Consider the following 17761-nt stretch of genomic DNA (forward strand, 5'->3'; position numbering starts at 1 on the left):
TCAGTCGGGCAGGCCCAGCTCGTTGTCCAGGAGGTCGAACATCTCGTCGTCCGAGGCCGACTCGAAGTCGAATGCCCCGGAGCCGGACGGTTCGGTCGATGCGCTGCGAGTGGCGAGCCACTTCGCGCGGAGCACCTCCAGCCGGGCGGCGACCCGGTCGAACATTTCCTCGTCGGCCTGTGTCTCCCCGAAGGCCTGCTCCAGGCGGTCGAGTTCGGCCAGCAGCACGGCCGGTCCGACGGTGGGCTCGGGCGCCAGGCCGAGCCGGTCGAAGAGGTGCTCCGCCAGTTCCGCCACCGTCGGGTGGTCGAAGACGAGGGTGGCCGGCAGCCGCAGACCCACCAGCGAGCCCAGGCGGTTGCGCAGCTCCACGGCCGTCAGCGAGTCCAGCCCGAGGTCCTGGAAGGCCCGCTGCGGGTCCACCCCGGAGACCTCGGCGTGGCCGAGGACCGCGGCCACCTGCCGGCGGACCGCCTCCAGCAGCGCCTCGCGCCGTTCGGCCCGCGGCAGCTCGGACAGCCGCCGGACGAACTCGGCGCCGCCGCCCGGCCCGCCGTCCGCGCCCGCGGCCGAGCCGCGCCGCACCGGCATCCGCACCAGGCCGCCCAGGAGCGGGGGGATCTCGCCGCGCTGCCGCAAGGCGGCCCGGTCCAGCCGGAGCGGCAGGACGACGGGCTCCCTGCCGGCCGTGGCAACGTCGAACAGCGCCAGCCCCAGCTCCGGTGTGAGCGGCGGCATCCCTGCCCGGGTCAGGCGCTCGGCCTCGGCCGTGGTGAGGGCGCCGGTCATGCCTCCCGTGCCGGTCCACGGGCCCCAGGCCAGGGAGACCGCGGGCAGGCCGAGGGAGCGCCGGTGGCGGGCGAGCGCGTCCAGGAACGCGTTGGCGGCGGCGTAGTTGGCCTGGCCGGGGTTGCCGAGCGTCCCGGCCGCGGAGGAGAACAGGACGAAGGCCGTGAGGTCCAGGCCCTCGGTGGCCCGGTGGAGGTTCCACGCCGCGTCCGCCTTCGGCCGCAGGACGGCGCTGACCCGCTCGGGCGTGAGCGAGCCGATCGTCCCGTCGTCCAGGACGCCCGCGGTGTGCAGCACGGCGCGGATGTCGTGACGGGCGAACAGCGCCGTGACGGCGGCCGGGTCGGCGACGTCGCAGGCCTCGACGGCCGTCTCGGCGCCGAGTTCGGCCAGGTCGGCGACCAGTTCGGCCACGCCGTCGGCGGCGGCGCCGCTGCGGCTGACCAGGAGCAGGCTGCGCACGCCGTGCTCGGCGGCGAGGTGTCGGGCCACCAGGCGGCCCAGACCGCCGGTACCGCCGGTGACCAGCACCGAACCCTCGGTGGGCCAGGTCGGCGGCTCGGTCCCGGCCTCCTCCCGGACGATCCGGGCGGCGAACAACTCGCCGTCGCGGATGAGCAGTTGCGGCTCGTCGACGGTAAGTGCGGAGGGCTGAAGCTCCGTCTCGGCGGTGGCGAGGTCGAGCAGGCCGAACCGGCCTGGCTCCTCCGAGGCCGCCGAGCGCACCAGGCCCCAGGTCGCGGCGCCGGCGAGGTCGGTGCCGGACACCGCGCCCCGCGTCACGAACACCAGGCGCGAGGCGGCGAACTCGTCGTGCGCGAGCCACGTCCGGATCACGTCCAGGACGACGGCCAGCCGGGTGTGTACCGACTCGGCACCACCGGACGGGAGTTCGGTGAGCACCACCGACGGGACGTCGGGCCGCTCGGTCAGTTCGGCCAGCGCCTGCGCGTTCGGTTCGACGGCGACGAACGCCGTCTCCATGTCGGCCGGTACCTGCACCGGTACTTGCACCGGCACCCAGTCGAGGCGGAACAGCGCATCGTGGCCGGCCGGACGGGCGGCGGCACCGAGCTGCTCCGCGGCGATCGGCCGGACGATGAGCGAGCCCACCGACGCCACCGGCCGCCCCTCGACGTCGGCCGCGGTAAGCGCCAGCCCGCCGGACGCCGACGGCGCCAGCCGGACCCGCAGCGCGGACGCTCCCGAGGCGTGCAGCGCGACGTCCCCCCAGGCGAACGGCACCCCGGCACCGCCCTCCCCGAGCCCGCCGCCCACGGCGAGCGTGTGCAGGCAGGCGTCGAACAGGGCCGGGTGCAGGCCGTAGGCGCCGTCCTCGACGCCCTCGGGCAGGGAGACGTCCGCGAAAAGCTCCTCCCCGCGGCGCCAGACCGCGCGGAGCCCCTGGAACGCCGGGCCGTACCCGAACCCGGCCTCCGCCAGACCGTCGTAGAGGCCGGTCAGGTCGACCTGCTCGGCGTCGGCCGGCGGCCACACGGAGGCGTCGAACGCCGTCGGTGCCGCCCCCGTGCCCAGCACGCCGCTCGCGTGCAGGGTCCACGGGTACGGACCCCCGGCCGCGGGCCGGGAGTGCACGGTCACGGGCCGGCGGCCCGCGTCGTCCGGCACCCCGACGGCGACCTGGAGCTGCACGGCGGCCGTCCCCGGGAGGACCAGCGGCGTCGCGAGCGTCAGCTCCTCGACGACGTCGCAGCCGACCTCGTCGCCGGCGCGGACGGCCAGCTCGACCAGCGCCGTGCCCGGCACCAGCACCGAGCCCAGGACGACGTGGTCCGCCACCCACGGGTGGGTCCGCGCCGACAGACGGCCGGTGAACAGGAGGCCGTCGCTGTCCGCCAGCTCCAGCGAGCCGGTGAGCACCGGGTGTTCGGCGTTCCTGAGCCCGGCGAACTCGGCGCCCCGGCCGGCGGGCAGACCGGTCGGCCAGTACTCCCGGTGCTCGAACGGGTAGGTCGGGAGCTCGGCGAGGTGCCGGCCCGCCCCGGCGAGCAGGGCCCGCCAGTCGACCTTCGCGCCGTGGACGTGCAGGCCCGCGAGGGCCTGGAGGAAGGTCGCCTCCTCGGGGCGGTCCTTGCGGAGCGCCGGCACGGCCACGGTGGCGTCCTCGGGCAGCGCGCTCGCGGTGAGGGCGGTGAGGACGGCGTCGGGGCCGAGTTCGAGGAAGCGGCGGACGCCGGCCTCGTGCAGGGTCCGGATGCCGTCGGCGAAGCGGACCGCCTCTCGGACGTGGCGCACCCAGTACTCGGGCCCCTGGAGGCCGTCGGCCAGGCCGCCGGTCAGGTTGTCGACCAGCGGGATCGACGGCGCCCGGTACGTCAGCCCGCTGAGCACCGTGCGGAAGTCCTCCAGCATCGGGTCCATCAGCGGGGAGTGGAACGCGTGGGACACCCGCAGGCGCGTGGTCCGGCGGTCGGCGAACTGCTCCTCGATCGCCGCGACGGCCTCCTCCGCGCCCGAAACGACGACGGAGGTCGGGCCGTTGACCGCGGCGATCGACACGAAGTCATCCAGCAGCGGAAGGACTTCATCCTCCGTCGCCTGCACCGCGAGCATCGCGCCACCGGCCGGCAGCGCCTGCATCAGACGGCCACGAGCACTGACCAGCGCACAGGCGTCCTCCAGCGAGAACACCCCAGCCACATGCGCAGCCGCGACTTCACCGATCGAGTGACCGGCCACGAACTCCGGCCGCAGGCCGAGGGATTCGACGAGCCGGTAGAGCGCCACCTCGACCGCGAACAGCCCCGCCTGGGCGTACGCGGTCTGATTGATCAACTCCTCGTCCTCGCCCCACACGACCTCGCGCACCGGCACGTCCAGCGCCACACACACCGCATCGAACGCCTCCGCGAACACCGGGAAGCGCGCATACAACTCCCGTCCCATGCCAAGGCGTTGCGAGCCCTGGCCGGAGAAGAGGAACGCGGTCTTTCCCTCGGCCGCGACCCCTCGGGCCACCTCCACGCCGTCCACGAGCACCGTACGGTGCGGCAGACCCGACCGACCGGCCAGGGTGAAAGCCACGTCTGCGTCGGGGAGTTCGTCGACGTCCGCGAGTCGCGCGAGCTGTGCGTCCAGCGCCGCCTCCGACTTCGCGGACACCACCCACGGCACCAGGCCGGGCGCGGTCTCGGTCTCCGTCTCCGTCTCCGTCTCCGTCGGCTCGGGCAGTTCCAGGATCACGTGGGCGTTGGTGCCGCTGATCCCGAAGGACGACACGCCCGCGCGGCGCGGGTGGCCGGTGGCCGGCCACTGGGTGCGCTTGGTGAGCAGTTCCACGGCCCCGGCCGTCCAGTCGACGTGGGAGGAGGGTTGGTCGATGTGCAGGGACTGCGGGAGCTCCCCGTGCTGCATGGCAAGGACCGTCTTGATGACACCCGCGACACCGGCCGCCGCCTGGGCGTGGCCGATGTTCGACTTGATCGAGCCGAGCAGCAGGGGCAGTTCACGGTCCTGCCCGTAGGTGGCGAGCAGGGCCTGCGCCTCGATCGGGTCGCCCAGCGTCGTCCCGGTGCCGTGTGCCTCGACGGCGTCCACGTCGGCCGCCGCCAGGCCGGCGCTCGCCAAGGCCTGCCGGATCACCCGCTGCTGCGACGGCCCGTTCGGCGCCGTCAGGCCGTTCGACGCACCGTCCTGGTTGACGGCGCTCCCCCGCAGCACCGCGAGCACCCGGTGACCGTTGCGCCGGGCGTCCGACAGCCGTTCCAGCACGACCATGCCGACGCCCTCGCCCCAGCCCACGCCGTCCGCCGCCTCGGCGAAGGCCTTGCTGCGGCCGTCCGCGGCCAGACCTCGCTGCCGGGAGAACTCGACGAACGTCGCCGGGGTGGACATCACCGTCACGCCACCCGCGAGGGCCAGCGTGCACTCACCGCTGCGCAGCGCCTGCGCCGCGAGGTGCATCGCCACGAGGGAGGAGGAACACGCCGTGTCGACGGTCACCGCCGGACCCTCCAGGCCGAGCGTGTACGAGACGCGGCCCGAGGCCACGCTTCCCGCGCTGCCACTGCCCTGGTGCCCCTCGAACTCACCACCGCCCAGCAGGCTCGCGTAGTCGGCGTACATCACGCCCGCGAAGACGCCCGTCCGGCTGCCGCGCAGCGACACCGGGTCGATCCCGGCCCGCTCGAACGCCTCCCACGAGGTCTCCAGCAGCAGGCGCTGCTGCGCATCCGTCGCCAGCGCCTCGCGCGGGCTCATCCCGAAGAACGCCGCGTCGAACGCCGCCGCCTCCCGCAGGAACCCGCCCGTCCTCGTGTAGGAGGTGCCGGTGTGGTCGGGGTCCGGGTGGTACAGCGTCTCGACGTCCCAGCCACGGTCGGCCGGGAACTCCGACACCACGTCCACGCCGTCGGCCACCAGCCGCCACAGGTCCTCCGGCGACGCCACGCCGCCGGGGTAGCGGCAGGCCATCCCGACGAGCACGATCGGGTCGCCGGAGGGCACGGGCAGGGCCGCGGGGAGTTCCACCGGCTCCGAGGCGCCGAACAGGCTCTCCAGCAGGAAGCGTGCGAGCGCGTCGGCGGTCGGGTAGTCGAACACGACGGTGGCCGGCAGCTGGAGACCGGTCACGGTCCGCAGCCGGTTGCGCAGTTCGACCGCCGTGAGCGAGTCGAAGCCGAGGTCCTGGAACGCCCGCGACGGGTCCACCGTCGACCGGCCGTCGTGGCCCAGCACCACGGCGATCTGGTCGCGCACCAGGTCCAGGACGGCCGCACCCCGCTCGTCCGCGCCAAGGCCCGACAGCCGCCGGGTCAGGTCGACCGCGGCGGGGGCCGTGGCCGCCCGGCGCACCGGGGTCCGGACGACGCCGCGCAGCAGGGCGGGGACGTCGCCCCGGTCCCGGAGGACGGGAAGGTCGAGCCGGACGGGGAGGACGACCGGCTCGACGCCGGTGGCGACCGCGTCGAACAGCGCCAGCCCGTTCTCCGGGGCGAGCGGCGGAACGCCCGCGCGGGTCATCCGCTCGCGCTCGACGTCGGTGAGGGTGCCGGTCATGCCGGCCACGTCGGACCACGGGCCCCAGGCCAGCGAGACGGCGGGCAGGCCGAGCGAACGCCGGTGCAGCGCCAGCGCGTCCAGGTAGGCGTTGCCCGCCGCGTAGGCGGCCTGGCCCGCGCTGCCGAACGAGCCGGCCATCGACGAGAACAGGACGAAAGCGTCCAGATCGAGGCCCTCGGTGGCCCGGTGGAGGTTCCACGCCGCGTCCGCCTTCGGGCGCAGGACGGCGGCGAGGCGCTCGGGGGTCAGCGACCCGACCACGCCGTCGTCGAGCACGCCGGCCGTGTGGACGACCGCGCGGATCTCGTGCCGGGCGAACAGTTCGGCCACGGCGACCTCGTCCGCCACGTCACAGGCCTCGACGACGGCCTCCGCGCCGAGGTCCGCCAACTCGGCAAGCAGCACATCGACGCCCTCGGCGTCCGCGCCGCGACGGCTGACCAGCAGCAGGCTGCGCACGCCGTGCTGCGCCGCGAGGTGCCGGGCGACCAGACGGCCGAGGCCGCCCGTGCCGCCGGTGATCAGGATCGTCTCCTCGCCCGGCCACGCTGTCGCGTCGGCCGTCGGTTCGGTGCGAGCGAGTCGGGCCGCAAGGATCTCCCCGTCGCGAACCAGCAGTTGTGGCTCGTCCAGGCCCAGGGCAGCGGGCGGCAGTTCCTCCTCCCCCGCCAGGTCCACCAGGCCGAACCGGCCCGGCTCCTCAGCCATCGCCGACCGCACCAGACCCCACACCGCAGCGCCCGGCAGGTCCTCGCCCGCCACCACGCCGCGCGTCATGAACACCAGACGGGAAGCCGCGAAACGCTCCTCGGCCAGCCAGCCCTTCACCACCTCCAGCGCCCACGCCGTCCGCGCGTGCACCTCGCCGGGCGCCGACGCGAGCGCCACGACGGGCGGGACGTCCGCCGGTACCTCCGCGAGCGAGGTGACCTCCACGAACTCCGCGCTGGCAGAAACCCTCACCGGCACCCAGTCCACCCGGAAGAGCTCGTCCCGGCCGACCCGCGAGCCCGCGGCCGTCTCCTCGGCGGCGATCGGGCGCACCGTCAGCGCGCCGACCGAGGCCACCGGCCTGCCGTCGGCGTCCGCCAGCGCGAGCGAGAGCGCGCCGGAGGCGGACCGCGTCAGGCGCGCCCGCACCGCCGGCGCCCCGGAGGCGTGCAGCGCCACGTTCTCCCAAGCGAACGGCACGCCGTCGCTCTCGCCGGACCCGGCGAGGGCGAAGCCGTGGAGGCAGGCGTCGAACAGCGCCGGGTGTAGGCCGAAGCCCGCGCCCTCCGTGCCCTCGGGCAGGGCGACCTCCGCGAAGACCTCGTCCCCGCGGCGCCAGGCCGCGCGCAGCCCCCGGAGCGCCGGACCGTACCCGAACCCGGCCTCCGCCAGGCCCTCGTACAGCCCGGTGAGGTCCAGTTGCTCGGCACCGGCCGGCGGCCAGACCGAGGCGTCGAAGTCGGCCGGCACCGCGCCCGAGCCCAGCACACCGCTCGCGTGCAGGGTCCAGACCGGATCCGGACCGGTGTCCGCAGTGGAGTGGATGCCGACCGCGCGGCGGCCTGACTCGTCCGGCTCGGCCAGACGCACCTGGATCCGGACGGACCCGTCCTCGGGCAGCACGAGCGGTGCGGCCATGGTCAGCTCCTCGACGAGGTCGCAGCCGGCCTCGTCCCCGGCACGCACGGCCAGTTCCACCAGCGCCGTGCCCGGCACCAGGACCGAACCCATGACGACGTGGTCCGCCAGCCATCCGTGCGACCGGGTCGACAGCCGGCCGGTGAACACCAGCCCGGCGGAACCGGCCAGTTCGAGCGCACCGGTGAGCAGCGGGTGCTCGGCGTTCCGGAGCCCGACGGACTCGGCCGTGGGGAAGAACGCCGAGGCGTCCGACCAGAAGCGGCGGTGCTGGAAGGCGTACGTCGGCAGGGCGATCCGGCTGGCGCCCGTCCCCTCGTAGAGGCCGGACCAGTCCACCGGCACACCGAGCACGTGCAGGCGGGCCAGGGCCTCGACGACGGTGCGCTCCTCGTCGCGGCCGCGGCGCAGCGCCGGGATCGATTCGGCCTCGCCGTCGGGCAGCGCGCTCGCGGTGAGGGCGGTGAGGACGGCGTCGGGGCCGAGTTCGAGGTAGCGGCGGACGCCGGCCTCGTGGAGGGTGCGGATGCCGTCGGCGAAGCGGACGGCCTCACGGACGTGGCGCATCCAGTAGTCGGGTGTCTGGAGGCCGTCGGCCAGGCCGCCGGTCAGGTTGGAGACCAGCGGGATCGACGGCGCCTGGTACGTCAGCCCGTCGAGGACCGTGCGGAAGTCCTCCAGCATCGGGTCCATCAGTGGCGAGTGGAACGCGTGGGACACGCGCAGCCGGTTCGTCTTCCGATCCGCGAAGTGCTCGCGGATCGTCTCCACGGCTTCTTCCGTGCCGGAGACGACGATCGAGCGCGGGCCGTTGACGGCGGCGATCGACACGAAGTCATCCAGCAGCGGAAGGACTTCGTCCTCCGTCGCCTGCACGGCGAGCATCGCGCCGCCCGCCGGCAGGGCCTGCATCAGACGGCCGCGGGCAGCCACCAGCGCGCACGCGTCCTCCAGCGAGAACACCCCGGCCACATGCGCGGCCGCGACCTCGCCGATCGAGTGCCCGGCCACGAACTCCGGCCGCAGGCCGAGGGATTCGACGAGCCGGTAGAGCGCCACCTCGACCGCGAACAGCCCCGCCTGGGCGTACGCGGTCTGATTGATCAACTCCTCGTCCTCGCCCCACACGACCTCGCGCACGGGCACGTCCAGCGCCGCGCACACCTCATCGAACGCCTCCGCGAACACCGGGAAGCGCGCATACAACTCCCGTCCCATGCCCAGGTGTTGCGAGCCCTGCCCGGAGAAGAGGAAGGCCACCCGCCCGCTCGTGGCGACGCCGGTCGGCGCCTGGCCGTCCGCCACCGCCCGAAGGCCGGCCAGGAGTTGCTCCGTCCCGTCGCCGACCACGGCCGCGCGGTGTTCGAGCGCGGCGCGGGTCGTCGCCAGCGAGTACGCGACGTCCATCGGACGGGCGTCGGCGGCGGCGTCGGCCGCGAGCAGCCGCTCGGCCTGCGCCCGCAGGGCCTCCGGGGTCGCGGCGGACAGCAGCCACGGGACGGCCCCGGGCTCACCTCGCCCATCCGTGGGCGCGGCCTGCGCCGGTGCGGCCGGGGCCTCCTCGATGATCACGTGGGCGTTGGTGCCGCTGATGCCGAAGGAGGACACACCGGCGCGGCGCGGCCGTTCGCCCGGCGCCCAGGCCCGGCGCTCGGTCAGGAGCCGTACGGCCCCCTCCGACCAGTCCACCTTGTCGCTCGGCTCGTCGACGTGCAGCGTCGACGGCAGCTCGCCGTTGTGCATCGCGAGCACCATCTTGATCACACCGGCGACACCGGCCGCGGCCTGGGTGTGGCCGATGTTCGACTTGATCGAGCCGAGGAGGAGAGGCAGTTCCTCGGGGCGGCCCTGGCCGTAGGTGGCGAGCAGCGCCTGGGCCTCGATCGGGTCGCCCAGTGTCGTGCCTGTGCCGTGTGCCTCGACCACGTCGACCTGGTCGGCGCCGAGGCGCGCGTTGGCGAGCGCCTGCCGGATCACCCGCTGCTGCGACGGGCCGTTCGGCGCCGTCAGACCGTTCGACGCACCGTCCTGGTTCACCGCGCTGCCGCGCACGAGCGCGAGCACCGGGTGCCCGTTGCGCAGCGCGTCCGACAACCGCTCGACGACCAGGAAGCCCGCGCCCTCGGCGAAACCCGTGCCGTCGGCGGCGGTCGCGAACGACTTGCACCGCCCGTCGGGGGCGAGCGCGCCCTGACGGCCGAACTCGGCGAACACCCCCGGCGTGGCCATCACCGTCACGCCGCCGGTGATCGCGAGCGAGCAGTCGCCCTGACGCAGCGCCTGGGCGGCCAGGTGCAGGGCGACCAGGGAGGACGAGCAGGCGGTGTCCACGGCGACGGCCGGGCCTTCCAGGCCGAGTTCGTACGAGACACGGCCGGCCACGACACTGCCGTTGCCGTCGCTGCCCGGGTAGTCGTGGTACATCACGCCGGTGAAGACGCCCGTGCGGGTGCCGCGCAGGCCGGTCGGGTCGATGCCGGCACGCTCCAGGGCCTCCCAGGAGAGCTCCAGCGTGAGCCGCTGCTGCGGGTCCATCGCGAGGGCCTCGCGCGGGGAGATCCCGAAGAAGCCGGGGTCGAACTCGGCGGCACCGTCGAGGAATCCGCCTGCGCGGGTGTAGTACGAGTCCTCGGTGCGGAGCGTCGAGAGGTCCCAGCCGCGGTCGGCGGGGAACGGGGAGATCGCGTCCGCGCCCGACGTCACCAGCTGCCAGAGCTGCTCGGGCGTGGTCACCCCGCCCGGGTAGCGGCAGGCCATGCCCACGATCGCGATCGGGTCGTGGCGGACCTCCGGCGCCACCGGAACGTCCGTCTCGGCGTCGGTGGAACGGACCCGGTCGTCGGCCAGGTCGAGCAGGGCGTCGACCAGGCCCGCGTCGCGCAGGCGGCGGGTCGGGATCGACTGCAGCGCGGCGCGAAGGTCGGCCTCGGCCCGGGACGCCTCGCCGCCGGCGGCAGCGTTCCGCAGGCCGAGCTCGGCGACGATGAGGTCCGTCACGGCCTCGGCGTTCGGGTGGTCGAAGGCGAGGGTCGCGGGCAGGCGCAGACCGGTGGCGGTGTTGAGCTGGTTGCGCAGGTCCGTCGCGGCGAGGGAGTCGAAGCCGAGCTCCTGGAACGCGCGGTCCGGCTCGATCGCGTCGCCCGACTCGTGGCCGAGCAGCCCCGCCACCCGGGCCCGGACGAGGTCGAGGACCGTCCGCCGCTGCTCCGCCTCCGTCAGCCCGGCGAGCCGGGCAGCGGGAGCGTCGGCCGGTGCAGCCGACACCGGAGCGTGGGCCGCCGTGCGGCGGGCGGCCGGGACGAGGGCGCGCAGGAGCGCGGGGACCTCGTCGGTGCGGGCACGCAGGGCCGCGGCGTCGACCCGGATCGGGACGACGGCCGCGCGCTCGCTGCGCAGGGCGGTGGCGAACAGCGCCAGACCGGCCTCGCGGGAGAGCGGCGGGACACCCTGGGCGGCCATGCGGTTGCGATTGAGCTCCATGAGGTGCTCGCCGAGGCCGGCGCCGACGTCCCAGAGGCCGTAGGCCATCGAGGTCGCGGGCAGGCCGGCGGCGTGGCGCTGGGCGGCCAGGGCGTCGAGGAAGACGTTCGCGGCCGCGTAGTTGCCCTGACCGGCGGTCAACACCAGACCACCGGCGGAGGAGAACATCACGAAAGCGGTCAGGTCGAGATGACTCGTCAGCTCGTGCAGGTACCAGGCGCCATCGGCCTTCGGCGCCAGGACCGTGTCCATGCGCTCGGGCGTGAGCGCACCGACCAGACCGTTGTCACCGACACCGGCCGCGTGGACCACCGCCGACAGGCCGGGTACCGCCTCGACGAGCGCCGCGACCGCGTCGCGGTCCGCCACGTCACAGACACGGACGTCGACGGCCGCGCCGAGCGCGGACAACTCCGCAACCAGCTCCGCCGCACCCGGCGCCTCCGGACCACGACGGCTCGTCAGCACCACGCTCCGGACACCACACTCGGCGACGAGGTACCGGGCCACGACCGCGCCCAGACCGCCTGTGCCGCCGGTGATCAGCACCGTGTCGTCCGCACCGACCGGCGGCGGACCCTCCGGCTGCGGGAGACGGCCAAGCCGCGGCACGTGGACGACTCCACCGCGCACGGCCGACTCCGGCTCGGCGGTGACCAGCACCTCCCCGTCCGTGTCCAGCAGGGCGAACCGACCCGGGTTCTCCGCCTGCGCGGACCGCACCAGGCCCCACACCGGAGCCTGCGCCAGATCCACCGGCTCACCCGCACCCACCGCCACCGCACCCCGCGTCACCACCACCAGACGCGACGCCGCGAACCGCTCCCCCGCCAGCCACGCCTGCAGGACCACCAGTACGGCGTGGACATTCACGCGGACACCGCTCGGGACGTCCTCGGGGTCCGCGAAAGCACCGCAGTCGAGGACGACCACGTCGGGCGTCGGCTCCTCGGAGTTCGACACGTCCTCCCACCGAGCCCAGGAGCTCTCTGCGGCAGGCCCGTTCGACAGCTCCGCCCACTCGATCCCGTAGAGCGGGTCCACCGAGCCCAGTTGCTCCGCGGACACCGCCCGGCCCACCATCGAGGCCACGGCCAGCACCGGACCGCCCGCCGGATCGGCGAGGTCGAGCCGCAGCCCGCCGCCGTCGAGCCGGACGATCCGCACCCGCACCGCGCAGGCGCCGACGGCGGACAGGGTCACACCGGTCCACGCGAACGGGATCATCGTCTCCCGCTCGCCACCGGCCAGGATCGCGGCGTGCATAGCCGCGTCGAGCAGCGCCGGGTGCACGCCGAAGCCGTCGGTCTCGACGCCCTCCGGCAGCACGACCTCGGCGAACAGCTCGTCGCCCCGCCGCCAGGCCGCGCGCAGGCCCCGGAACACAGGGCCGTAGCCGAACCCGGCCTCCACCATCCGCTCGTACGCACCCTCCACCGGCAGCGGCTCCGCGCCGACCGGCGGCCAGACCTCAGCGTCGAACGTACCCGTCTCGGGAGCGCCGAGGGCGAGTACACCGGCTGCGTGCTGGACCCACCCGGCGTCCGGATCCCCGTCCGGCCGCGAGTGGATGGCCAGCGCACGCCGGTCCGAGGCGTCCGGGCCACCGACCCGCACGTGCAGCTGGACAGCGCCCCGCTCCGAAAGCACCAGCGGTGCGGCGAGGGTCAGTTCCTCCACCGACTCACAGCCCACCTCGGCGGCGGCCCGCAAGGCGAGTTCGACCAGCGCCGCGCCCGGCACCAGGACGGTGTCCAGGACCTGGTGATCGGCCAGCCACGGGTGGGACTCCAGCGACACCCGGCCGGTGAGGAGGAACCCGTCCGTGTGGGACAGGTCGACGGCCGCGCCGAGCAGCGGGTGCGCGAAGGCGCCCACGCCGACCGCGCCCAGGTCGCCGAGCGGGGTCGTCGCGTCGAGCCAGAACCGGCGGTGCTGGAACGCGTAGGTGGGCAGTTCCACCGTCCGGGCTCCGGTGCCGGCGAAGAGGACGGACCAGTCCACCTCGGCGCCGGCCGCGTACAGCCGGCCGAGCGCGCCGACCAGGCTCGTCTCCTCGTCCCGGTCCGCGTGCAGGGTGGGCACGACGCACGCGCCGGCGGCCGTCGGGTCGTCCAGGACGCCCTGCACCAGGCCGGACAGGATCGTGTCGGGGCCGACTTCGAGGTAGCGGCGCACGCCGGCCTCGTGGAGGGTCCGGATGCCGTCGGCGAAGCGGACGGCCTCGCGGACGTGGCGCACCCAGTAGTCGGGCGTCGTGACGTCCTCGCCGAGGGCGCCCGTCAGGTTGGAGACCAGCAGGATCGAAGGAGCGTGGTACGTCAGACCGTCGAGGACGGCCCGGAACTCCTCCAGCATCGGGTCCATCAGCGGCGAGTGGAACGCGTGCGAGACCCGCAGGCGGGTCGTCCGGCGGTCGGCGAACTGTTCCTCGATCGCCGCGACGGCGTCCTCCGCGCCCGAGACCACGACCGACGTCGGTCCGTTCACGGCCGCGATCGACACGGACTCGCCCAGCAACGGCCGGACTTCGCCCTCCGTCGCCTGCACCGCCAGCATCGCGCCGCCCGAGGGCAGGCCCTGCATCAGACGGCCCCGAGCGCTCACCAGCGTGCAGGCGTCCTCCAGCGAGAACACCCCGGCCACGTGCGCCGCGGCCACCTCACCGATCGAGTGCCCGGCCAGGAACTCCGCGCGCACGCCCAGCGATTCGACGAGCCGGTACAGCGCCACCTCGACGGCGAACAACCCGGCCTGGGCGTACTCCGTCCGGTTCAGCAGCTCCGCGTCATCGCCCCACACCACCTCCCGAAGAGGCAGCTCCAGCGCCGCGCACACCTCGTCGAAGGCCCGGGCGAACACCGGGAACCTGGCGTGCAACTCCCGCCCCATCCCGAGCCGTTGCGAACCCTGGCCGGAGAACAGGAACGCCGTCGCGCCACCCGCCCGGGCGGACGAGACCGCGCCCGGGGCGAGTTCGCCCCGGCTCAGCGCGTCCAGCCCGGCCAGCAGCTCCTCCCGGTCCGCGCCGAGCAGCACCGCGCGATGCTCCAGCGCCGGACGCGTCGCGACGAGCGAGTGGGCGACGTCCAGTGCGTCGAGCTCCGGCCGCGCGCCGACGAAGGTCGCGAGCCGCTCGGCCTGTACCCGCAGGGCCTCCGGCGTCGCCGCGGCGAGCAGCCACGGCAGCGTGCCCCAGTCCGGCCCACCAGCAGCAGGTTCGGTGACGGACTCGGGGCCCTGCTCCACGATCACGTGCGCGTTGGTCCCGCTGATCCCGAAGGCGGACACGCCCGCCCGGCGCGGACAGCCGGTCGCCGGCCAGTCCCGCGCCTCGGCCAGCAGCTCGACCGCGCCTTCCGACCACTCGACGTGTGGCGAGGGCCGGTCGATGTGCAGCGACTTCGGCAGCACGCCGTGCTGCATCGCCAGCACCATCTTGATCACGCCGGCCACACCGGCCGCCGCCTGCGCGTGCCCGATGTTCGACTTGATCGAGCCGAGGAGCAGCGGCAGTTCACGGTCCTGCCCGTACGTCGCGAGGAGCGCCTGCGCCTCGATGGGGTCGCCCAGCGTCGTCCCCGTGCCGTGGGCCTCGACGGCGTCCACGTCCGCCGGGGACAGCCCGGCGCTCGCCAGCGCCTGGCGGATCACCCGCTGCTGGGACGGTCCGTTCGGCGCCGAGAAGCCGTTGCTCGCGCCGTCCTGGTTGACGGCGGTGCCACGGATCACCGCGAGCACCCGGTGGCCGTTCCGCTCCGCATCGGACAACCGCTCGACGAGCAGCACGCCGACGCCCTCCGACCAGCCCACACCGTCCGCCGCGCCCGCGAACGCCTTGCACCGGCCGTCCGCCGACAGCCCCCGCTGCCGCGAGAACTCGATGAACATCCCCGGCGTCGACATCACGGTCGCACCGCCCGCGAGCGCCAGCGAGCACTCGCCGCTGCGCAGCGCCTGGACCGCCAGGTGCAGGGCGACGAGCGAGGAGGAGCACGCGGTGTCGACGGTCACCGCCGGGCCCTCCAGGCCCAGCGTGTAGGACACCCGGCCGGAGACGACGCTGCCACCGCTGGTGCCCGAGGGGTTCGTGTTGAGCGCGTAGTCGTGGTACATCACGCCCGCGAAGACGCCCGTCCGGCTGCCGCGCAAGGAGAGCGGGTCGATGCCCGCCCGCTCCAGCGCCTCCCACGAGGTCTCCAGCAGGAGCCGCTGCTGCGGGTCCATGTAGAGGGCCTCGCGCGGGGAGATCCCGAAGAAGCCGGGGTCGAAGTCGCCGGCGTCGTGCAGGAAGCTGCCGAGGCGGGTGTAGCTGTGGCCCTCCTTGCCGGGCTCGGGGTCGTAGAGGTGCTCGATGTCCCAGCCGCGGTCGGTCGGCAGTCCGGTGACGGTGTCGACGCCGTCCACCAGCAGCCGCCACAACTCCTCGGGTGTGGCCGCGCCGCCGGGGTAGCGGCAGGCCATGCCGACGATCGCGATCGGCTCGTCGGAGGTGTGCGGGCGGGCTTCGGTGCCGTCGGCCGGCACCGGATCGGTGCCCGCGCTGGCCAGGTCGAGGAGGTGCTCCGCCACGGCCCGCGCATTGGGGAAGTCGAAGGCGAGCGTGGCGGGCAGGCGCAGGCCGGTGCGCTTGGTGAGGCGGTTGCGCAGGTCGGTCGCGGCCAGGGAGTCGAAGCCGAGCTCCTGGAACGCGCGCTCGGGCGCGATCGCCTCCGCGGACGCGTGGCCGAGCACGGCCGCGACCTCCGTCCGTACGAGCTCCAGCGCCAGGCGCCGGCCCTCGTTCTCCCCCAGCCCGGCGAGGCGCCTGGCCAGGTCGGTCTCGGCCGCGCGGCCGCTCGCGGGCAGCTCGGCGCGCCGGCGCGGTGCGGCGAGGGCGCGCAGGAGTGCGGGGACCTCGTCGGTGCGGGCGCGCAGGGCGGCCGCGTCGACCCGGAGCGGGACGACGGCGGCGCGCTCGCTCCGCAGAGCGGTGGCGAACAGGGCGAGACCGGTCGCGTGGTCGAGGACGGGAACGCCCTGGGTGGCCATCCGCGTCCGGTCGACGTCCGCGAGGTCACGGCCGAGGCCGGCGCCGACGTCCCACATGCCGTAGGCCATCGAGGTCGCGGGCAGCCCGGCGGCGCGGCGGTGGGCGGCGAGGCCGTCGAGGAACACGTTCGCGGCCGCGTAGTTGCCCTGGCCCGCCGTCAACACCAGACCACCGGCGGAGGAGAACATCACGAAAGCGGTCAGGTCGAGGTGACTCGTCAGCTCGTGCAGGTACCACGCACCGTCGGCCTTCGGCGCCAGGACGGCATCCATGCGCTCGGGCGTGAGCGCACCGACCAGACCGTTGTCACCGACACCGGCCGCGTGGACGACGGCGGACAACTCGGGGAGCGTGTCGATCAGACCGGCCACCGCCTCCCGGTCCGCCATGTCACAGGCACGGACGTCGACGGCCGCGCCGAGCGCGGACAACCCCGCCACCAGCTCCGCCGCACCCGGCGCCTCCGGACCACGACGGCTCGTCAGCACCAGACTGCGAACCCCACACTCCACCACCAGGTAGCGCGCCACGACGGCACCCAGGCCCCCCGTGCCGCCGGTGATCAGCACCGTGTCGTCCGCACCCACCGGCAGCGGACCCTCCGGCTGCGGGAGACGGCCAAGCCGCGGCACGTGGACGACTCCACCGCGCACGGCCGACTCCGGCTCGGCGGTGACCAGCACCTCCCCGTCCGTGTCCAGCAGAACGAACCGGCCCGGGTTCTCCGCCTGCGCGGACCGCACCAGACCCCACACCGGAGCCTGCGCCAGATCCACCGGCTCACCCTCACCCACCGCCACCGCACCCCGCGTCACCACCACCAGACGCGACCCCGCGAACCGCTCCCCCGCCAGCCACGCCTGCAGGACCTCCAGCACGGCGTGGACATTCACGCGGACACCGCTCGGGACGTCCTCCGGGTCCGCGAAGTCGCCGCAGTCCAGGACGACGGTCTCGGGGGCCAGGCCCTCAGCGGGCAGGGCGTCCCAATCCGTCCACTCCGTGTCCGCGTCCGGGGCGGCCGGCAACGCCGCCCACTCCACCGCGTAGAGCGGGTCGACCGATCCCAGCTGCTCCGCCGAAACGGCCCGGCCCGTCACGGAGGCCACCGTCAGCACGGGGTAGCCCGCCGGGTCGGCGAGGTCGAGCCGCAGCCCGCCGCCGTCGAGCCGCACGATCCGCACCCGCACCGCCGAGGCGCCGACGGCGTGCAGCGCGGCACCCGTCCACGCGAACGGGACCACGGTGTCGTCGCTCCCGGCGTCCACGATGGCGACGTGCATGGCCGCATCGAGCAACGCCGGGTGCAGACCGAAACCGTCCGCCTCGACGTCCTCGGGGAGTTCGACCTCGGCGAACAGTTCGTCGCCGCGCCGCCAGGCCGCCCGAAGGCCCCGGAAGGCGCGGCCGTAGCCGAACCCGGCCTCCGCCATCCGCTCGTACGCACCCTCCACCGGCAGCGGCTCGGCGTCGACCGGCGGCCAGACATCGAAGGGCTCGGCCTCGACGGCTCCGCCGACGGCCAGCGAACCGGCCGCGTGCCGCACCCACCCGGCGTCCGGGTCCCCGTCCGGCCGGGAGTGGACGGTGAGCTCCCGGCCGCCGGTGGCGTCCGGTGTCCCGACGCGGAGCTGGAGCTGGAGTGCACCGTGCTCGGGCAGCACCAGGGGTGCCGCCAGCGTCAACTCCTCCACCAGGCCGCAGCCCACCTCGGCCGCGGCCCGCAGCGCCAGTTCGAGCAGGCCCGCGCCGGGGACCAGGACCGCGCCTCGGACGATGTGGTCGGCCAGCCACGGGAACGTGGCCGTC

At 74.7% G+C, this 17761-nt stretch carries 1 protein-coding gene (cut by a window edge); it reads right to left on the minus strand.

Annotation, left to right across the window (positions count from 1 at the left end):
- Window positions 1-17761, minus strand: the 3' portion of a protein-coding gene (locus ACIRST_RS17425) for an SDR family NAD(P)-dependent oxidoreductase (RefSeq protein WP_402803001.1). The gene runs 12710 nt beyond the window's last position; 17761 of the gene's 30471 nt are visible here — the last part of the coding sequence; the start codon falls outside the window, past its right edge; its stop codon occupies window positions 1-3.

It is taken from the genome of Kitasatospora sp. NPDC101447, from assembly GCF_044767225.1.
GTDB lineage: Bacteria > Actinomycetota > Actinomycetes > Streptomycetales > Streptomycetaceae > Kitasatospora.